Annotated in this window: 13 protein-coding genes and 2 other RNA genes; 13 read left to right on the plus strand and 2 right to left on the minus strand. The window is 58.0% G+C overall.

Translation table 11 applies throughout. The annotated features are described in order from the left end of the window. Window positions 1–7 precede the first annotated feature (7 nt). A non-coding RNA gene (locus tag WFN61_RS16935) (RtT sRNA) lies at window positions 8–142 on the plus strand. Window positions 143–174: 32 nt separating this feature from the next. Next, window positions 175–309: non-coding RNA, RtT sRNA (locus WFN61_RS16940), on the plus strand. A gap of 175 nt (window positions 310–484) precedes the next feature. Here WFN61_RS16940 and WFN61_RS16945 read toward each other — a convergent pair. Together WFN61_RS16945 and WFN61_RS16950 are read right to left on the minus strand one after the other, a co-directional pair. Next, window positions 485–2,353: a sulfatase-like hydrolase/transferase gene (locus WFN61_RS16945; protein ID WP_337038975.1), complete on the minus strand. Its 1,869-nt coding sequence runs from the start codon at window positions 2,351–2,353 to the stop codon at window positions 485–487. Next, window positions 2,350–3,516 carry an anaerobic sulfatase maturase gene (locus tag WFN61_RS16950; protein WP_144818085.1) on the minus strand — a complete coding sequence of 389 codons (1,167 nt, stop codon included), beginning with the start codon at window positions 3,514–3,516 and terminating at the stop codon, window positions 2,350–2,352. Before WFN61_RS16950 ends, WFN61_RS16945 begins: the two co-directional genes overlap by 4 nt. A 710-nt stretch (window positions 3,517–4,226) precedes the next feature. Between WFN61_RS16950 and dppA the strand changes: the two genes are divergently transcribed. The 11 genes from dppA to bcsD all read left to right on the plus strand — a co-directional run bounded on the left by dppA (window position 4,227) and on the right by bcsD (window position 20,664). Then, on the plus strand, window positions 4,227–5,834 hold the full coding sequence (dppA, locus tag WFN61_RS16955) for a dipeptide ABC transporter periplasmic-binding protein DppA (protein ID WP_312174427.1): 1,608 nt from the start codon (window positions 4,227–4,229) through the stop codon (window positions 5,832–5,834). Between the two features lie 162 nt (window positions 5,835–5,996). Then, window positions 5,997–7,016, plus strand: coding sequence for a dipeptide ABC transporter permease DppB (gene dppB, locus WFN61_RS16960; protein WP_103820436.1), 1,020 nt, complete (start codon window positions 5,997–5,999; stop codon window positions 7,014–7,016). Between the two features lie 9 nt (window positions 7,017–7,025). After that, window positions 7,026–7,928, plus strand: coding sequence for a dipeptide ABC transporter permease DppC (dppC, locus tag WFN61_RS16965; protein ID WP_312283247.1), 903 nt, complete (start codon window positions 7,026–7,028; stop codon window positions 7,926–7,928). 11 nt (window positions 7,929–7,939) lie between these two features. Continuing rightward, window positions 7,940–8,932 carry a dipeptide ABC transporter ATP-binding protein gene (gene dppD / locus WFN61_RS16970; protein ID WP_222889283.1) on the plus strand — a complete coding sequence of 331 codons (993 nt, stop codon included), beginning with the start codon at window positions 7,940–7,942 and terminating at the stop codon, window positions 8,930–8,932. Then, window positions 8,919–9,935: a dipeptide ABC transporter ATP-binding subunit DppF gene (gene dppF / locus WFN61_RS16975; RefSeq protein WP_144817932.1), complete on the plus strand. Its 1,017-nt coding sequence runs from the start codon at window positions 8,919–8,921 to the stop codon at window positions 9,933–9,935. The genes dppD and dppF overlap by 14 nt, the downstream gene beginning before the upstream one ends. Window positions 9,936–10,441: 506 nt before the next feature. Then, window positions 10,442–10,978, plus strand: a complete 537-nt coding sequence (gene bcsO, locus WFN61_RS16980; protein ID WP_337038976.1) for a cellulose biosynthesis protein BcsO — start codon at window positions 10,442–10,444, stop codon at window positions 10,976–10,978. Continuing rightward, the gene (bcsQ, locus tag WFN61_RS16985) at window positions 10,969–11,772 is read left to right on the plus strand and encodes a cellulose biosynthesis protein BcsQ (RefSeq protein ID WP_337038977.1); all 804 of its coding nucleotides are present in this window, start codon (window positions 10,969–10,971) and stop codon (window positions 11,770–11,772) included. Before bcsO ends, bcsQ begins: the two co-directional genes overlap by 10 nt. Before the next feature lie 18 nt (window positions 11,773–11,790). Then, window positions 11,791–13,899, plus strand: coding sequence for a UDP-forming cellulose synthase catalytic subunit (gene bcsA, locus WFN61_RS16990; protein ID WP_144817935.1), 2,109 nt, complete (start codon window positions 11,791–11,793; stop codon window positions 13,897–13,899). After that, complete coding sequence (gene bcsB / locus WFN61_RS16995) at window positions 13,896–16,187, plus strand: cellulose biosynthesis cyclic di-GMP-binding regulatory protein BcsB (protein ID WP_337038978.1); 2,292 nt, start codon at window positions 13,896–13,898, stop codon at window positions 16,185–16,187. The genes bcsA and bcsB overlap by 4 nt, the downstream gene beginning before the upstream one ends. A gap of 14 nt (window positions 16,188–16,201) precedes the next feature. After that, a complete protein-coding gene (locus tag WFN61_RS17000) occupies window positions 16,202–20,182 on the plus strand; it encodes a cellulose biosynthesis protein BcsC (protein ID WP_337038979.1) in 3,981 nt (1,326 codons plus the stop codon). Continuing rightward, window positions 20,182–20,664 carry a cellulose biosynthesis protein BcsD gene (bcsD, locus tag WFN61_RS17005; protein ID WP_144817938.1) on the plus strand — a complete coding sequence of 161 codons (483 nt, stop codon included), beginning with the start codon at window positions 20,182–20,184 and terminating at the stop codon, window positions 20,662–20,664. Before WFN61_RS17000 ends, bcsD begins: the two co-directional genes overlap by 1 nt. The last annotated feature ends 1 nt before the right edge of the window (window position 20,665 follow it).

A 20,665-nucleotide genomic window follows, 5' to 3' on the forward strand; every position in this document is an offset into this window, starting at 1 on the left:
AGGCTTTTTTGCATCTGTGCCTGAGAGGATGAGAACCTCCGGGGGCAAGGAGGTTCGACTCGAGCGCAGCGAGAGAGCGTTGCTTTAGCAACGACCCGCAGGGCGAGTCACGGAGTGACGAGTAATCCTCTATCACCGACCAAATTTGAAAAGCCTGCTCTTAGAGCAGGCTTTTTTGCATCTGTGCCTGAGAGGATGAGAACCTCCGGGGGCAAGGAGGTTCGACTCGAGCGCAGCGAGAGAGCGTTGCTTTAGCAACGACCCGCAGGGCGAGTCACACAGTGACGAGTCATCCTCTATCACCGGATACACTTCATCCTTCACGCTGTCTCTTTGTTGGCTGCGCTCACTCACCCGAATCACTTACTACAGTAAGCTCATCGGGATTCGTTCCCTTGCCGCCGCGATACAGCGCGAATGATTTTGTGTATCCCATAGCTCTGGTCTGCATTATGCACGTTTTGTTGGCCCGGCAGGCGTAGCGTTAATCCCGCATATACTGGTGCATCTCGGAGGCCGTCAGATCCCAGCGATTACCGTCAAAGGGTGGTATATAGCTTCCATTATCATTGCCTATCTCATCGGCAATTAACCGGTTCAGCTTCTCATTCATTGCCATGATCAGCGCCTGATATTTTTCTGGGTCTTTTGCCAGATTATTATTTTCATCAGGATCGTTAACCGTATCGAATAACTCAACGTCATTATTGGCCAGTAGCTCATGCACTGTTTTCGGTGAGTTATGCTGCTTGAGCGAAAAATAGCGGGCAAATTTATAGTGCCCGTCGTTAATCATTCTTATACCGGAGCGATGTTCAAAGTCGGGATGAACGTTAGCCATCTCTTTTTTAAATTGGTCATGGGGGAGGTTCTTAGCTTTTAGCGCCCGGAACGTCGCGGTATATTTGGCATCCATATACAGGATCATCCCATAGCAATAGAGCGCGCCAGAGCGAAGCGCATGCAGGCTCGCTTGTGTTGGTTGTGACAACAGCGCGCTCATGTCGTGCCCCTTTCTGCCAGCCAGCACTTTATCGCGCAGTGATGTATCACACCCGGTCAGACCCACCAGCGTCGGCACTAGATCCAGATGACTTGTTAAGCTGTTGCAACGCACATTTCCAGGATAAGCAGGATGGCGGATTATCATGGGCACATGCACCTGCTCTTTATAGACCGAAGAGCCTTTACCGTGCATCTGGTGTGCACCGCCCAGCTCCCCATGATCGGCGGTAAACACAATAACGGTTTTATTCGTTAAGGCGAGATTATCCAGCTCGTTGAGAATGGCCTCAAGATGTTGGTCATTGTCACGAATACAGTTGAAATAGTAATCCAGCAATTTACGCCAGCGGCGATCTTCGTCAGGAAATTGCCCTTCCATTGCCGCTCTCGCCTGCTGGTACTCTTTATGCGCCGAGGGTCTTCCTGGCTCATCCAGCGCCTGATGGCGGTTTGCAGGCAGCGGATAGTTCCCCCAGCTCTGCTGATAGATTTGGTTATGCGGCGGCTGGGTTGGATGCAGACTATGGTCTTCGTTATCCAGGGGGCCTTTCCACTGCACTTTATCTCCGGGTTCGTCGGTATCTATAAACATAACGTCGTGCGGGTTAACCAGGTTTATGGCCGCAAACCAGGGTTTTTGCTGGTCGTTAAGCGGCCTGCCGGTATTGCGTAACCAGCTTATAGACTGCCCGGTTGTCACCGAATCAAAGAAATACCCGCCTTTACTTTTACCAATAAGATCGCCTATCCCGTGATAGTCAGAAAATCCGTACCCATCCATAATTTGGTGCAAGCGAGGCGTCGGGATATCACCTATATTCACCTCCTCTTCCGGTTTGCCTGCCACAGGGTGGTCAATTTCCTGGGTGAGGTGCCACTTGCCTTTATAAGCCGAGTAATAACCCAGCTCCCGCATCATATGCCCTACCGTGCGCAGTTTAGGGTCAAGATCGTAATTCATCCACGGGAAGCCAAGATTATCAAACATGCGGGTCTGCGGCATATGCAGGCCCGTGTACATTACGGAGCGTGATGGGGTGCAGACGTTAGCGCTATTCTGATGATTGGTGAAAACCACCCCGGTTTTCATCAGCCTTTCGCGTCCGGGTACCGGGAAAGGGTAGCGATCAAAAAAACGCTCCTGATCGCAGGTGATCAATAATATGTTATAGCCCTGCGGAACGGCGTCGGGAATTTTTCCTGTAAAAGGCACATCCCAGGCGGCCTTTGGGGCGGTACAGGTCTGGGCAGCACGCCCTGTTTCCGGTAGCAGGCTGGCAACAGCGGCAATGCCTAGCCCTTTTAATAGATCGCGACGATTCTCATTAATTTCATTTTTAGGTTTCACTTCTCAAGCTCCATTAATTTTTTGACCTGTTCCCGGATCTCCGGGACGTTATCCATCACCCACGCAGGAGGTTGATGATTAAGCAGAAGCTTTCTCATTACGTTCATATAGGGGGTAATATGGCGAAAAAAGGCTAAATAGCCGGCGCACAGGTAGTTTTGCGCTTCGTTATCGTGCGAAATAACCCGATGCTTAGGGCAGCCGCCATAGCAGGCAAAACGCCACTGGCAGGCTATACAGCGTGCAGAGAGGCGGGCTTTTTCCTGTCCGAAACGCTGCTGAAAAGGCGAGTTGGCTAATGCCAACATGGAGTCCTGGGTTAAATTGCCGAGCTTATATTTCGGGGAGACATAGTGATCGCAGCTATACACATCGCCATTTTTCTCGACTAATAAACTTTGTCCGCAGGTAGGTTGCATAGTGCAGAGCGTGGCAGGCTCTCCGATCCAGACGCCAAGAAGGTTATCGAAAAACTGGACAAACACCTCGCCAACGTCTTTTGTTAGCCACTCATCAAAGGCGTCGCGCAGAAACAGCCCCCAGCCTGCAGGACTTACTGCCCAGGCGGTATGAGGTTCAACGAGCGGAATAAATTGAATATGACGGAGGTTAAGCTCCTGGGTTAGCCAGCGGTAGACCGATTTACCCTGCGCTTCAGCGCGTTGGCTGACCACCACCATGGCATTGATTGGCACGTCATGTTTTTGCAGGCAGCGAATGGCGCGAACGACCTTTGAGTAGGTGGGTTTTCCTGAGCCTGTTTTACGCCAGGTATTGTGGATAGAAGGGGGACCATCGACAGAGAGACCCACCAGAAACCTATGCTCTTTGAGAAATAGCGCCCACGCGTCATTAAGCAATACGCCATTGGTTTGCAGACTATTATGAATAGTTTTGTTACTAGCGTGGCGTTGTTGAAATGCAATGACCTTTTCAAAGAAGCCGATCCCGCATAACGTTGGCTCACCGCCCTGCCAGCAAAACGCCACCTCCTGCGACGGCGTCGAGGCAATAGTGTTATGGATATAGGCTTCCAGCGTAGCATCATCCATTATGGCGCAGGCGCTACGCGGCACGCTGTTTTCAAGATAGAAGCAGTAGTCACACGCCAGATTGCAGAGGTTACCGCCCGGTTTTGCTACCGTATTAAAGTTATTTATCATCGCCATTTGCTCTCCCAGAAACAGATGTGCGGATGATAAATTCATCTCTTCTGACAAAGTAATTTAAAATGTAACTAATAGCACGCTAATCAAATGGGCGCTGTTCAGTCTGCTTTTGGGGCAGGGCGGGGAAAAAGAGAGCGTACCAGGCGGGGCCAGGCTGCCATTTTTTGTACCGAGACGTCACCGTTTTGTGACATATTCCATTGTATTTATTTATACATAGATGAATCTTTTTTCGCGTTGCTTATGGCTAACTCAGCATTTTCCGCTGTGCGTTTTAACGTTCGCGGTATTAATCGCTCACATATTCATCATCCTGTCAGAATTTTTTCACAATATTCACTAATGTAAAACGCTGGTTCAAATGGTCTGAGGAGTTGATCGTCCTGCCATCCAGGCCATAGCACAAATTTCTCTGCTGGAAATAGCGGATTGCGCTTTTTTTACGCTTTGTTTGTCAATTCTCACCTTCGATGTAAAACCCGGTTACCTGTATTGACGTTTTGACATTCTGTTGACAGATTGTAGGGCATGAGGGGCATTTCACGGAGAATCTGCACTGCAACTCAGTCAACCTTTTGAAAGGAATCACCTCCCCTTAAGCTGCCTTTGGGCACCGCCGACCAGACCGGTAAAAAATAAATAAAGGTTTGTCGGTTATACCCGCTGCAACGGGTAAACAACACATATCACATTGGAGCAGAATAATGAGTATTTCCTTGAAGAAGTCAGGGATGCTGAAGCTTGGTCTCAGCCTGGTGGCTCTGACTGTCGCAGCAAGTGTGCAGGCAAAAACCCTGGTTTACTGTTCTGAAGGCTCGCCGGAGGGGTTTAACCCGCAGCTCTTTACGTCTGGTACAACCTACGATGCCAGCTCAGTACCTATCTATAACCGTCTGGTTGAGTTCAAAATCGGTACCACCGAAGTTATCCCGGGCCTCGCTGAGAAGTGGGACGTCAGCGAAGACGGGAAGACCTACACCTTCCATCTGCGTCAGGGCGTAAAATGGCAGGACAACAAAGAGTTTAAACCGACGCGTGAGCTTAACGCCGACGACGTCGTGTTCTCCTTCGACCGTCAGAAAAACGCGAACAATCCGTACCATAAAATCTCTGGCGGCAGCTACGAATACTTCGAAGGCATGGGCCTGCCGGACCTGATTAGCGAAGTGAAAAAAGTGGACGATCATACCGTTCAGTTTATTCTCTCGCGTCCGGAAGCACCGTTCCTGGCTGACCTGGCGATGGACTTCGCCTCTATCATGTCCAAAGAGTATGCAGATAACATGCTGAAAGCCGGCACGCCGGAGAAAGTGGACCTCAACCCAATCGGTACCGGTCCGTTCCAGCTGCTGCAATACCAGAAAGACTCCCGCATCCTGTACAAAGCGTTTGAAGGCTTCTGGGGCACCAAGCCGCAGATCGACCGTCTGGTCTTCTCCATCACGCCTGACGCCTCTGTACGCTATGCAAAACTGCAGAAAAACGAGTGCCAGGTCATGCCGTATCCGAACCCGGCTGACATCGCGCGTATGAAGCAGGATAAAAACCTGAACCTGATGGAGCAGGCGGGCCTGAACGTGGGCTACCTCTCTTTCAACACCGAGAAAAAACCGTTTGATGACGTGAAAGTACGCCAGGCGCTGACCTATGCGGTCAACAAAGAGGCGATCATCAAGGCCGTTTACCAGGGCGCGGGCACCGCAGCGAAAAACCTGATCCCGCCGACCATGTGGGGCTATAACGACGACGTTAAGGATTATACTTACGACGTTGAGAAGGCGAAGCAGCTGCTGAAAGAGGCCGGTCAGGATAAAGGCTTCACCGTTGAGCTGTGGGCGATGCCGGTACAGCGTCCGTACAACCCGAACGCTCGCCGTATGGCTGAGATGATTCAGGCTGACTGGGCGAAGATCGGCGTGCAGGCCAAAATTGTTACCTACGAGTGGGGCGAGTACCTGAAGCGTGCTAAAGCAGGCGAGCACCAGGCCGTGATGATGGGCTGGACCGGGGACAATGGGGATCCGGACAACTTCTTCGCCACCCTGTTCAGCTGCGATGCAGCAAAACAGGGTTCTAACTACTCTCGCTGGTGCTACAAGCCGTTTGAAGATCTGATCCAGCCGGCACGCGCTGCGGACGATCACAACAAGCGTATCGAGCTCTACAAACAGGCTCAGGTGGTGATGCACGATCAGGCTCCGGCGCTGATCATTGCTCACTCCACCGTGTACGAGCCAGTGCGTAAAGAGGTGAAAGGCTACGTTGTTGATCCATTAGGCAAACACCACTTCGAAAACGTGTCTGTCGAATAATAAAAAGCGTAAGGGGTGCGACTGCACCCCATGCCCGGCGGCGCTACGCTTGCGCGGGCCTACGAGTGTAGGCCGGGTAAGCGTAGCGCCACCCGGCGTTAGATTTGTGAGCAATACAGACGTCACGTCACTGGGCGTGCGTCATCAGAGAGAATCCGGGTTATGTTGCAGTTCATCCTCCGACGTCTGGGATTAGTTATTCCGACGTTTATCGGTATCACCCTTCTCACTTTTGCCTTTGTCCATATGATCCCCGGTGACCCGGTGATGATCATGGCGGGTGAGCGTGGTATCTCCCCCGAGCGCCATGCGCAGCTGTTGGCTGAGCTGGGCCTCAACAAGCCGCTGTGGCAGCAGTACGTCAACTACGTTTGGGGCGTTCTGCACGGCGACTTAGGGATTTCATTGAAAAGCCGTCTTCCGGTGTGGGAAGAGTTCGTGCCGCGTTTTCAAGCGACGCTGGAGCTCGGTGTCTGCGCCATGATTTTTGCCGTGGCCGTCGGTATCCCGGTGGGCGTTCTCGCCGCCGTGAAGCGCGGTTCCATTTTTGACCACACCGCAGTGGGCCTGGCCCTGACCGGCTACTCCATGCCGATCTTCTGGTGGGGCATGATGCTGATCATGCTGGTCTCGGTGCAGCTCAACCTGACCCCCGTCTCGGGGCGCGTCAGCGATATGGTGTTCCTCGACGACAGCAATCCGCTCACCGGCTTTATGCTGATCGACACCGCCATTTGGGGTGAAGAGGGCAACTTTATCGATGCGCTGGCGCATATGATCCTGCCTGCGGTGGTTCTCGGCACTATCCCGCTGGCGGTGATTGTCCGTATGACCCGTTCAGCGATGCTGGAGGTGCTGGGTGAAGATTACATCCGTACCGCCCGCGCCAAGGGCCTGACCCGCATGCGCGTGATTATTGTTCACGCCCTGCGTAACGCTATGCTGCCGGTGGTGACCGTTATCGGTCTGCAGGTGGGCACGATGCTGGCCGGGGCGATCCTGACCGAAACCATCTTCTCCTGGCCGGGGCTGGGCCGCTGGCTGATTGACGCGCTGCAACGCCGCGACTATCCGGTGGTGCAGGGTGGGGTACTGCTGGTAGCGACGATGATCATCCTCGTCAACCTGCTGGTCGATCTGCTCTATGGCGTGGTGAACCCGCGTATTCGGCATAAGAAGTAAGGGGCCATCATGTCACAAGTTACTCAAGATAAAGTTGTCTCCGCACCGGTGCCAATGACGCCGCTGCAGGAGTTCTGGCACTACTTCAAACGCAACAAAGGCGCGGTCGTGGGCCTGGTGTACGTGGTGGTGGTGCTGATTATTGCCGTTTTTGCCAACTGGATTGCGCCTTACAACCCGGCGGATCAGTTCCGTGACGCGCTGCTGGCACCGCCTGCATGGCAGGACGGGGGCAGTCTGGCGCATATTCTCGGCACCGACGACGTGGGCCGCGATGTCATGTCGCGCCTGATGTATGGCGCACGCCTGTCGCTGCTGGTGGGCTGTCTGGTGGTGGTCCTGTCGCTGATCATGGGCGTCGTGCTCGGGCTGGTGGCGGGCTACTTCGGCGGTCTCGTTGATAACATCATCATGCGCATCGTCGATATCATGCTGGCGCTGCCGAGCCTGCTGCTGGCGCTGGTGCTGGTGGCTATCTTCGGCCCGTCGATAGTCAACGCCTCGCTGGCGCTGACCTTCGTGGCGCTACCGCACTACGTGCGCTTAACGCGTGCCGCCGTGCTGGTTGAGGTCAACCGCGACTACGTTACCGCCTCGCGCGTGGCGGGGGCGGGGGCGATGCGTCAGATGTTCATCAATATTTTACCCAACTGCCTTGCACCGCTGATCGTTCAGGCGTCGCTCGGCTTCTCTAACGCCATTCTCGATATGGCCGCCCTTGGCTTCCTTGGCATGGGTGCGCAGCCGCCAACGCCGGAGTGGGGCACCATGCTCTCCGACGTATTGCAGTTCGCACAGAGTGCCTGGTGGGTCGTGACCTTCCCAGGTCTGGCGATCCTGCTGACGGTGCTGGCATTTAACCTGATGGGTGACGGTCTGCGTGATGCGCTCGATCCCAAACTGAAGCAGTAAGAGGCACGAGAATGGCGTTATTGAATATTGATCAACTGTCGGTGCACTTCGGCGACGAAGGGACACCGTTCCGTGCCGTAGACCGCATAAGCTACAGCGTTGAGCAGGGCGAAGTGGTGGGCATTGTCGGGGAGTCTGGCTCTGGTAAATCCGTCAGCTCGCTGGCGATTATGGGCCTGATTGACTACCCAGGCCGGGTGATGGCAGAGAAGCTGGAGTTTAACGGTCAGGACCTGAAGCGCATCTCGGAAAAAGAGCGTCGTAACCTGGTGGGTGCCGACGTCGCAATGATCTTCCAGGACCCGATGACCAGCCTTAACCCGTGCTACACGGTTGGCTTTCAGATTATGGAAGCCATTAAGGTGCATCAGGGCGGCAGCAAGCGCACCCGTCGCCAGCGGGCAATCGACCTGCTGAACCAGGTGGGCATCCCGGACCCGGCGTCGCGTCTTGACGTCTATCCGCACCAGCTCTCCGGCGGGATGAGCCAGCGCGTGATGATTGCGATGGCTATCGCTTGCCAGCCGAAGCTGCTGATTGCCGATGAACCGACCACCGCGCTGGACGTGACTATCCAGGCGCAGATCATCGAGCTGCTGCTGGAGCTGCAGCAGAAAGAGAACATGGCGCTGATCCTGATCACTCACGATCTGGCGCTGGTGGCCGAAGCCGCACACAAAATCATCGTGATGTATGCGGGGCAGGTCGTCGAGTCTGGCAGTTCGCACGAGATCTTCCGTGCGCCGCGTCACCCCTACACTCAGGCGCTGCTGCGTGCGCTGCCTGAGTTTGCTCAGGACAAAGCCCGTCTGGCCTCGCTGCCGGGCGTGGTGCCGGGTAAATACGATCGCCCGACCGGCTGCCTGCTCAATCCGCGCTGCCCGTATGCTACGGATAAATGCCGCGTCGAAGAGCCAGGCTTGAACCTGGTGGACAACGGACGTCGCTCAAAATGTCACTATCCACTCGATGATGCCGGGAGGCCTAACTATGAGTACGCATGAGGCCACAACCCCTGTGCTGTTACAGGCTATTGACCTGAAAAAACACTACCCGGTGAAGAAAGGGCTGTTTGCCCCCGAGCGCCTGGTAAAAGCCCTGGACGGCGTATCGTTCTCTCTCGAACGCGGGAAAACCCTCGCGGTGGTGGGCGAATCCGGCTGTGGTAAATCCACGCTCGGCCGTCTGCTGACCATGATTGAGACGCCCACCGGCGGTGAGCTCTACTATCAGGGTCAGGATCTGCTTAAGCACGATCCGCAGGCGCAGAAGCTGCGCCGGCAGAAGATTCAGATTGTCTTCCAGAACCCCTACGGTTCGTTGAACCCGCGTAAAAAAGTGGGCCAGATCCTGGAAGAGCCGCTGCAGATTAACAGCAACCTCAGCAAAGCAGAGCTGCGTGAAAAAGCGCTGTCGATGATGGCGAAGGTGGGGCTGAAGACCGAGCATTACGATCGCTACCCGCACATGTTCTCCGGCGGCCAGCGTCAGCGTATTGCGATTGCCCGCGGCCTGATGCTCGATCCGGACGTAGTAATTGCCGATGAGCCGGTATCGGCGCTCGACGTCTCCGTGCGTGCGCAGGTGCTGAACCTGATGATGGATCTGCAGCAGGACCTGGGGCTCTCCTACGTCTTTATCTCCCACGATCTGTCAGTGGTAGAGCACATTGCCGATGAAGTGATGGTGATGTACCTCGGCCGCTGCGTAGAGAAGGGCACCAAGGAGCAGATTTTCAGCAATCCGCGTCATCCCTATACCCAGGCGCTGCTCTCTGCGACGCCGCGTCTGAACCCGGACGATCGTCGGGAGCGTATCAAGCTGACCGGTGAGCTGCCTAGCCCGCTGAATCCGCCGCCGGGCTGTGCCTTCAGCGCCCGCTGCCGCCGTCGCTTTGGTCCCTGCACCCAGCTTCAGCCGCAGTTGAAATCGTACGGTGGCCAGCTGGTGGCCTGCTTCGCGGTGGATCAGGATGAGAACGGCGAGAAGCCGGTTAATCCTCTCTGAGACCCTCTGCTTTACCCATCCTAAAAACCGGAGCCTGGCCTCCGGTTTTTTATTCCTTAAAAACCGAAGCGACGTAGCCCTGATAAGCGTAGCGCCCTGCGTTAAAGTATTTCTAAATATTTCATACGGTAACTTTTTATTAAATTAAGAACTATCTTATTCAACCTGTTACGCTGAAATTAAGCGCTAAATAACCCCTGTTAAAAGTCTAATTTGTTTTTAATTAGCATTATATTCCAACTGATTGCTGTTTATTCGCTATTTAAAGCTTTGCTGTTTTTTGCGGCAAAAACAGATAGCATGTGTCCCGCAAATCTTTATATTACTGCTGTAAATAGGCCGAAAGTCGTAGAGCAGTCATATAAAGACGTAATAATCAAACATACGGAAGACGGCTAGCGGCTCCTGTATCAACACATAATAAAATTCGAGACCCTTACAGATGAATAGCCACGTTGGTCAATATGGTGGTGGGGCTTTTTTGTTTGTAAATCATGAGTATAGATATGAATAATTATGATGATTTGCAGAGGTTTAAAGACAAGACTCACACACAGCAACACGATTTTAAAGATTTCTCGTCGCAAAACCTCGCGCATGACTACGGCAACTGGGCCATTATCAACCAGCTCTCTCCCGCGACCGAAGCGTCCACGCTGGCGATGGGCAGCCATGTCTCGCTGCCCGTTCCGCAGTCCGTTGATGCGGATACCTTTGCCCTGAAAGAGCAGCCGTTTGCTGCGCCAGCGGCGCTCGCCCCGGCTCAGCTACCTGACGCTGCGCCAGCGATTTTCCAGAGCGTTGCGGCCCAGCTGGCTACGCCGCCCGCTGCCCCGGCATTTGCCCCTGCGGCACCGATCCCGGCAGCCGAACCTGTGCCGATGCCCGCGTCGACGCCGGCTCCCGCACCCGCTGCGCCCGCCGTCGCCGCACCCGTGAATTTCTCGCAGCTTTTTGCGCCCAAAGCCGCAGAGACAAAGCCCGCCGTTGAAAAAAACCAGCCGTTGAAATCGCTGTTAGAAAGGATCGCTTCATGCCGTTGATCTGTGTCTGTTCCCCGAAGGGTGGGGTGGGAAAAACAACCATGACGGCGAATCTGGCCTATGCGCTGTCGCGCGCGGGCAATAAAGTGCTGGCGATTGATTTTGACGTGCAGAATGCGCTGCGCCTGCACTTCGGTGTCCCGCTCTCTGACGGCCGCGGCTTCGTCGCGAAAGCAGCTGAATCCCCCGACTGGAGCCAGTTTGTGCTCTCGGCGGGCGGCAACATCTTTGTTCTGCCCTACGGCGATGCGACCGAGCCACAGCGCGAGGCCTTTGAAGCGCGTCTGGTACAGGATGAGCACTTCCTGCTGCGCGGTCTGAGCACCCTGCTTAACTACCCTGGGCTGATTATCATTGCCGATTTCCCGCCCGGCCCCTCGCCTGCGCTAAAAGCGCTGTCACGGCTGGCCGATCTGCACCTGGTCTCGCTGCTGGCCGATACCGCCTCCCTCTCCCTGCTGCCGCAGGTGGAAAACAACCGTTTAACCGGCGACGTGCTTAACCGCAAGGCGGGTTACTACGTGGTGCTGAACCAGAGCGATAACCGTCGCCAGATCAGCCGCGACGTGACCGCCTTTATGGAGCAGCGGCTGGGCGAGCGTTTGATTGGCGTGGTTCATCGTGATGAGAGCGTGATCGAAGCCAACGCCTCTCAGCAGTCAATTTTCGATTTTAGCCCGGCCTCGGCGGCGGCATTTGATATCGAGCTGATTGCCAGAAAGGTGACCAATATTCTGGGCGTGAGGGTCGGCGACGGCACTGTTCACACCCAGCCAAAGATGTCTGGATTCTAATTTTCGCCAGGGCGAACAATGAAAAAGTTCCTGTTTTATCTCTTGATCCTGGCGCTGGCGCCTGCCGCCGTGCTGGTGGTCATCACGCCAATGGATAGCCAGAAGCAGTATCTCTTTGGCCTGATCAGCATCGGCATTCTGTTTTTAATGGGCTACAGCAAAAAGCGCAGCATCTCCGTGATCATGGTGGTGATGTCGTTCCTGATGTCGACGCGTTATATCTACTTTCGCGCGACCCAGACCCTGCATTTTAACTCCGAGATAGAGACCATTTTAGGCATCGGCCTGTTCCTCGCCGATCTCTACGTCTGGGTCATGCTGCTGCTGAACTACCTGCAAACCATCTGGCCGCTAAAGCGCGAGATCGTGCCGCTGCCGGAGGATATGAACCTGTGGCCGACCGTAGACGTCTACGTGCCCACCTATAACGAATCGCTGGACGTGGTGCGCGACACCGTGCTGGCGGCGCAGTGCATCGATTACCCCAAGGATAAAATGAAAATTTATATCCTCGACGACGGCAAGCGCAGCGAGTTTGCCATGTTTGCCGCCGACGTTGGGGTGGGGTACATCACCCGTAACGACAACTCACACGCCAAGGCGGGCAACCTTAACCACGCCATGAAGCTCACCAACGGCGAGCTGATCTGCGTCTTCGACTGCGACCACGTCGCAACCCGTATCTTCCTGCAGGCCACCGTCGGCGGCTTCCTGAAGGATCCCAGGCTGGCTCTGGTGCAAACGCCGCACTTCTTCTACTCGCCGGATCCCTTTGAGCGCAACCTCTCCGTGGGCCGCAATATCCCTAACGAAGGGATGCTGTTCTACGGCCCGATCCAGCGCGGTAACGATAACTGGAACGCCACTTTCTTCTGCGGCTCCTGTGCGGTGATCCGCCGTAGCGCGCTGGAGGAGATTGGCGGCTTTGCAGTAGAGACGGTGACCGAAGATGCCCATACCGCGCTGAAAATGCAGCGCCTGGGCTGGGGCTCGGCGTTTATTGATATTCCGCTGGCCGCCGGGCTTGCTACCGAGCGTCTGGTGCTGCACATCATCCAGCGTACCCGCTGGGCGCGCGGCATGACGCAGATCTTCCGCCTCGACAACCCGCTGTTTGGTCGCGGCCTGACGTTCCAGCAGCGCCTGTGCTACCTCAGCGCAATGCTCTACTATCAGTTTGCCATCCCGCGTATCATTTTTTTGACTGCGCCGCTGGCCTACCTGCTGTTTAACCTCAACATCATCTACTCCTCGGCGAGCCTGGTCTTTGCCTACGCGCTGCCGCACCTGTTCCTGTCGATCTACCTTAACTCGCGGCTGAACGGACGCTACCGCTACAGCTTCTGGGGCGAGATCTATGACCTGGTGCTGGCGTTCCATATCGTGCTGCCCACCGTGGTCACTATGCTCTTCCCGAAGCGCGGCAAGTTTAACGTGACCGATAAGGGCGGCTTGCTCAACGTCGGCTACTTTGACTTCAGCGTCGTGCGCCCGCACCTGGTGATCGCCTTCCTGCTGCTGATCGCCGTGGTCTGGGGCATCGTGCGCGCCTTCGCCTGGGACCACTTTGCCGTCGATCCGAAGGTTATCGCCCTTAACGTTGGCTGGGGTCTCTATAGCCTGATCTTCCTGCTGGCGGCGATCGCCGTTGCCAGGGAAACGCGGCAGACGCGGAAAACAATCCGTATCGACGTCAAAATCCCGGCGCTGATCCACTACGCCAGCGGTATCTCTTCCCGCAGCGAGACCGCTGACCTCTCTATGGGCGGCTGCCGCGTCGCGGTGCCGGATGACCGTCATCTGACCGATGAGATCGAGGAGATTGAGCTGCTGCTGCAGTCGGGGGCGATCAGCATTCCGGTGAAAACCATCGCCGCCGACGATGCCTACGTGCGCCTGATGTTTGAAGATATTCCGCTCTCCCGCCGCCGCGAGCTGGTGCGGGTGGTGCTCTCCCGCGCCGATGCGTGGATCCAGCCGCCGCGTCCGCAGGACAATCCGTTCCGCTCAATGCTGACCATTATGCGCTGCGTGTTTGACCTCTTCTGGCTGACGTGGAAGTCTCGCCGCGAAAACCGCCGCCAGCGTGCGGTGCTGAAAGCAGCGCAGGAGGAGAGCAGCGTATGAGGCGTTTAACCACTCTGGCGCTGCTGGCCAGCGCGCTGTTTATTACCCCGCTCTATGGGGAAGAGACCACGCCTGCCGATCTGCTGCCGCTGGATCTGCCTCCACTGGTGGCAAGCCCGACGCCCGCCCCGGCGGCGTTCATCCCGTCGGTGGTAAGCGACATCTCGCTGGCGCAGATGGGCCAGCCGCAGGGTATTGTCCTCAGCGGCGGCCAGCTGCAGGGCGGGGTGGCTTTCACCCTGCCGGTGAGCCAGGTGATCACTAATGCCCAGCTGGCGCTAAACCTCAAGGTCTCCCCGGCGATGGCGACCCGTAACGCCACGATGCAGCTGATGCTCAACGGCCAGCCGCTGGGCACCGTGCCGCTGGGGGCCGCCGACAGCGACGTCTCCCGCTTCCAGCTTGACGTGCCGGCGGCGCTGCTGGTCTCCAGCAATACCATCAGCTTCAAGATCAACGACGGCGACGCGATGATGTGCCAGCGCGATCTCACGGATAAGTATCGCGTGACCATCCTGCCGGACTCGAAGTTTAGCCTTGAGGGCCAACAGCTGGATATTGGCGCCGATCTTAGCCACTTCCCGCGCCCCTTCTTTGACAGCATGCAGATGACGCCTGCCACCATCGCCTTTGCCTTCCCGGCGAAGCTGACGGCGGACACCATCAGTGCGGCGGCGTTGATCTCCTCGTGGATGGGCATCCAGGCAGACTATCGCGGCGTCTCGTTCGCCGCCCTTACCGATCGCCTGCCGGAGAAGAACGGCATTCTGGTTGGTCACCCTGGCGAGCGCATCGGCGGCCTGACTCTGCCCCTCAGTACCGGGCCGACGCTAAGCATTATTGATAATCCGGCGAACCCTACCTACAAGCTGCTGCTGGTGGTGGGCAGCGACGATCGCGCCCTGCGGGCGGCGGCCTGGCGTCTGACGCGGGATAACTTCGCCCTGCAAACCCCACGCGTCACGGTGGAAGGCGAGTCGATCCCGGTCAGCAAGCCCTACGACGCGCCGCGCTGGATCCCCACGGATCGTCCGGTGAAGCTCTCGGAGCTGATCCGCAAGGATCAGAGCATGACCGTGAACGGGATCTGGCACGATGCGCTGCGGGTTGCCTTCCGCGCCGCGCCGGATCTTTTCCTCTGGGATGGGGAGACCATTCCGCTGCGCATCGGCTACCGCTTCCCGTCGGAGAGCTGGATTGATGAAGATCGCTCCTGGCTGAGCATGACCATGAACGACACCTTCCTGCACAACCTGCCGGTCAACAAGCAGGGCGCGCTGGAGACGCTGTGGCACAAAATGGGCGGCGACGCGCGGCAGGAGCAGTTCGACATGCCGCTGGAGCCGTACATGATCTACGGCGACAACCAGCTGTCGCTCTACTTCAACATCGTGCCGAAGGAGAGTGCGCCGTGCAGCGTGCTGCTGAACAACAACATCAAGAGCCGGGTGGATGATGACTCGTGGATCGATCTGAGCCACACCCGCCACTTCGCGCTGCTGCCGAACCTCTCCTACTTCGTGGGGGCCTCGTTCCCCTTCACCCGGCTGGCAGACTACTCAGAAACCGTGCTGCTGCTGCCGGAGAAGCCGAGCGAAACCCAGGTCGGGACGCTGCTGGACATGGCGGCCCGCGCCGGTAACGCCACCGGAACGGCGCTGAGCCACAACCGCGTGGTGCTGGGCATACCCACTGCGGGATCGAACCTGGCGCTGCTGCAGGATCGCGACGTGCTGGCGGTGACCGGGCTGGATCAGCACGATTTCAACCGCGAGCTGTTAAAAAGCTCGCCTTTTGTGGCCCACGACAGCCTGCTTAGCGTCCGCGAGCCGACCCAGTGGCAGAAGATCCAGCGCTGGATGGCCGGGGACTGGAATGCGGATGGCCTTGAGGCCGATCGCTACTTCTCGTCGAACGAGGCCTGGCGCGGCTTCGTCAGCTTCCGCTCGCCGTGGAGCAGCGGGCGCACGGTGGTGACCGCTATCGGCAGCAGCGACGACCAGCTCTCGCGGCTGCACAGCGATCTCACCTCGCCGAAGATCAACGCTGGCATTCGCGGCGACGCGGCGATCATTACCAACGAAAACGGCGTGCGCAGCTTCCGGGTCGGTGCGCAGTACCCGCGCGGCGAGATGCCGATGCACCTGATGGTGATCTGGTATGCCAACCAGCACTCCGGGCTGCTGGCGGTGCTGGGGCTGTGCTTCAGCATTATCGTCGGGCTGGCGCTGTATGCCCTACTGAAAAAACGGGCGCGTAAGCGGCTGGATCCGCAGGATGGAGAGTGAACAGGGTGACAACAATGACCATTAAAACCGCCCGCCGGTTATCTACCCTCTGCCTGTCAGGCGCGCTGACGCTCGGCGCGGTAAGCCACGCGCAGGCTGCGCCAAACGATGCGGCGTTAAAGGCGCTGTTTGACCAGGCTAACTACTGGCATGAGAAGTCCCATGACGATCTCGCGAGCGAGTCGCTGAAGAAAGTGCTGATGGTGGATGCCAACAATACGCAGGCGCTCTATCTGATGGCGCTCTGGGCGCAGCAAAACGGCGATCTGCAAACCGCTGCGCAGTGGCGTGCCCGGCTTGCCGCCGTGGCACCCGCTGACGCGGGACTCCAGGCGCTGGATAACGCCAAACAGCTGGCGCAGGTGCCTCAGGGACAGCTGACGTTAGCCCGCCAGCAGGCGCGCAGCGGCAATGTGCCGGCAGCGCTGGCAACCTGGCGCAGCATGTTTAATGGCGATACGCCGCCGCCAAGCCTGGCCCCGGAATACTACCTGACCATGGGCAGCGACAAGTCGCTCTACCCGCAGGCGGTATGGGAGCTCCAGCGTTTCGTTGCCGAGAACCCGCAGGACAACGCGGCGCGGGTCGCGCTGGGTAAAATGCTAACGTGGCGGGAAGAGACTCGCCGGGATGGCATTGCCCTGCTGGAGCCGATGGCCAGCGGCAGCCGCGAGGCAGATGACGGCCTGCGCCAGGCGCTGCTGTGGCTGGGGCCGCAGGCTGGCGACGAACGGCTGTACGATAACTTCCTCCAGCGCCACCCCCAGGATGGCGACGTGCAGGCCTACTACCGAAAAAACGTCGGCGGTGCGGCGAAGGGCGAGGGCTTTACCGCCCTCAACAGCGGCGATACCGGCTCGGCGAAGCGCCAGTTTGAGCAGGTGCTGCAAACCAATCCTGAAGATGCCGACGCCCTGGCCGGGCTGGGCTACATCGCCCAGCGCAACGGCGACTACAAAGCCGCCTCGCAATACCTGAACCGTGCCGCCAGCCAGGGCGGCGACGCCTCGGCGGAGCGCAAAACCCAGGCAGAGGATGCGGCCTTCTACGGCCAGCTCGGCGAGGCGCAGGAGGCGCTTAAAGAGGGCAACGTCAGCCAGGCGCTGGCCCTCTCTGCCCCGCTGGCTCAGCAGAGCGGCGAACGTGGCACGGCAGCGAAGCTGTTTCGTGCCGACGTCCTGCGGCATAACAAAGACTATCCCCAGGCAGAGCAGGCTCTGCGTGCGGTGTTAAACGACCAGCCGCAAAACGCCGCCGCCAGGGAGAACCTCTTCTACGTCCTGCGGGAGCAGAATAAGTCTGACGAGGCCCAGGCGATGCTGCGCACGCTGCCCGCCAGCCTGCAGGCGAAGCTCCAGCCGCGCATTGTCACCGGTCTGCCGGGAGATCCCATCCGCCGCCAGGCTCAGCAGGCCGCCGCAGCGGGCAACACCCAGCAGGCTATCGCTATCCTCCAGCAGGGCGTGAGCCGCTTGCCGGACGATCCGTGGCTGCGTCTCGATCTGGCCCGCCTGCTGCAAAAGAGCGGCAGCGGTGACGAAGCCAGCTCGGTGATGGCACCGGTTGCGCGCAACGGCGCGGGGGCCAGCTCGCTCTACGCGGCAGCGCTTTTCGCCAGCGAGAACGGGGCATGGCAGCAGTCGCAAACCCTGCTGTCGCGCATTGCGCCCGCCAGCCAGAACGGGCAGATGCGCGATCTGGCCCAGCGGGTGAACTACAACCTGCAGCTAGCCACCGCCGAGCGCTACCTGGCCCAGGGCAATAACGTTGCCGCCGCCAACACGCTGAAAACCCTAACGCATCGGCCACCGGAAAGCCCGGTGGATGCGGGCAAGCTGGCGAAGCTGCTGGCCCAGAGTGGGGATCTCAGCGGCGCGGTTGCGCTGGTGCGGGAAAACCTGCGCCAGGGCGTGCAGGGCAACGCCGGAGACTACGCCGATCAGGTTACGGTCCTGAACAAAGCCGGGTTAGACAACGAGGCGCAGGCCTTTCTTGCCAATCCCGAACTACAGGCCCGCAGCACGCCCACGCAGCTGGCGGGGATCCGCAACGGCTACGTGATCAACGAGGCCGACCAGCTGCGCGAGCAGGGTAACTATGCCGCCGCCTATGACAAGCTGATGCGGGCGATGCAGAGCGATCCGCAGAATACCGATCTGATGTTCGCTATGGCCCGCCTCTATCAGACCGGCAAGATGAACAAAGAGGCCGGGGTGGTTTACGACTACCTGATAACCCGGGATACCGACGATCAGGCCGCTCGCGTGGGGGCGATTGACGTGGCGCTGGCAGAGAACAACGTCGAGAAAGCGCAGACGCTTGCCGGCGGTCTGCGCAACGACAGCTCAGCGGATCGCATGCTGCTCCTGGCCCGGCTGGAGGAGGCGAAAGGCAATCATCAGCAGGCGATGACTTACCTGCGCAGCGCCCGAGGCAAGCTGCTGGGAATGGCGTCCACCAACGCTGCCGCAACGCCTACCATCGGCGGTGTGCTGCTGGCGGACAACCCGTTCGTGGGTAACAGCAAGATGGCATCGCGCTCAACGTACGGCGAGGATAATAACCTGCCGTGGCAGGTGGCGCAGACGGCACGCGAGCCGGGCAGCACGCTGCCAGGCACGACACGCACCGACCTGCCGATGGAAACCGTGCAGAGCCGCACCCTGCGTCAGGTCGATGAGATGATGCAGGATCTGCAGCAAAAAACCGGTATGTGGGTGCAGGGTGGGGTAGAGATCCGCGGTCGCGACGGCGAATCCGGTACCAGCAAGCTGACCGAAGCCAAAGCGCCGCTGACGTGGTCCAGCTCGCCGTTTGGCGAATCGCGCTTCGAGTTTACCGCCACGCCGATCACCCTCAGCGCGGGCAGCGCCTCGGGAGATGCATGGCGTCGCTACGGCACCAATCCGCTCAACAATGCCATCAGCAACATTACCTCGTCGATTGATAATACCGAGAACTCAGCGGATCCCACGGCGGCAAACTTCAGCGATCTGCTGGACTACAACGGCGAAAATCTCTCTCCGATGACCGATGCCGGGCTGGCGAACCTGGCCAGCCTGTATGATTCGGGCCGCCTGAAGGCGCTTAGCGTGTCGAACTTTAAGTCGAGCCTCGACAACCGCATCAGCTCTTCGACCGAATCGCAAAAGGCCAGCGGTGTTGAGCTGGCGATGGCGCTCAGCGGCGAACAGTACCGGGTTGATATTGGCACGACGCCGCTCGGGCAGGATCTGAGCACGCTGGTGGGCGGCGTCCAGTGGTCGCCGAAGCTGACCGACTACCTGACGCTGATTTTCAAAGGTGAACGCCGGGCGGTGACCGACAGCCTGCTCTCCTACGTCGGCATGAAGGACGCCTATTCAGGCAAGACCTGGGGCCGGGTCACGAAAAACGGCGGTAGCGTGCAGCTGGGCTACGACGACGGCGATGCGGGCTTCTATGTCAACGGTGGCGGCTACAGCTATCTCGGGGAGAACGTGGCCAGCAACACCAGCATGAACGCCAGCGCCGGGGTCTATCTCCGTCCGTATCACGATGACTTCCGGGCGCTACAGACTGGCCTGAACGTCAGCTGGATGGATTTCTCCAAAAACCTCAGCTACTACACCTACGGCCAGGGGGGGTACTTTAGCCCACAGAACTACGTCAGCGTCTCTCTTCCGGTTGATTTCTCGCAGAAAATTGACAACTGGAAGCTGAACGTCGGCGGCTCGGTCGGCTATCAATCCTACAGCCAGGACAGCAGCGACTACTTCCCTACCAGCGGCGAGGCGCAGGATCTCCTGAAGGATCTCTATGACCTCGGCTACGCGCGTGACTATCGCTACGGCGGCAGCTCAGAAAGCGGCGTCGGCTACACCGTGCGGGCAGGCGTGGATTACAACGTGAATAAAGAGATGACGATAGGCGGCAAGGTCGGCTATGACACGTTCGGCAACTATAACGAAAGCACCGCCGGGCTCTACTTCCGCTATATGTTAGGAGGCAACTGATGATCCAGAATGGTCAACATTCACCGCTGATGAGCTACTTTCAGCAGCAGCAGACGCCAGCGGGCTGGTTCGATCTGCTGACGATTATGATCGACAACATGGTGCGTAACGTCGGCCAGACGGACAGCCAGCCTTTCCTGCGCCAGATGGGCGAGGCGCTGGCCGAGCGTTTTCCGCTGCCTGATTCAGAAACGGTGGGCGAGCTGGAGGCGAATATCAACGCCCTGCTGCGTCAGTTCAACTGGGGCTTTATCGATCTTGAAGCCAGCGAAAGCGGTCTGCTGCTGCGTCAGCAGGGGCTCCCGCTGGGACGCGATGACGATCGGCAGGGCTGGTGCCACGCCTTTTGTGCGATACTTGAGGGCCTTTACGCCCGCTGGCTGCAGGCGCAGGGCGGCGGGGCACACGTCACCGTACAGCGCGAGCGTCTGTTTTCCCATACCGACGTTCAGTTCCGTTACCACAATTCACAGAGGATTTAGC

It is taken from the genome of Pseudescherichia sp. AS216 (genome assembly GCF_037152055.1).
Lineage (GTDB): Bacteria > Pseudomonadota > Gammaproteobacteria > Enterobacterales > Enterobacteriaceae > Pseudescherichia.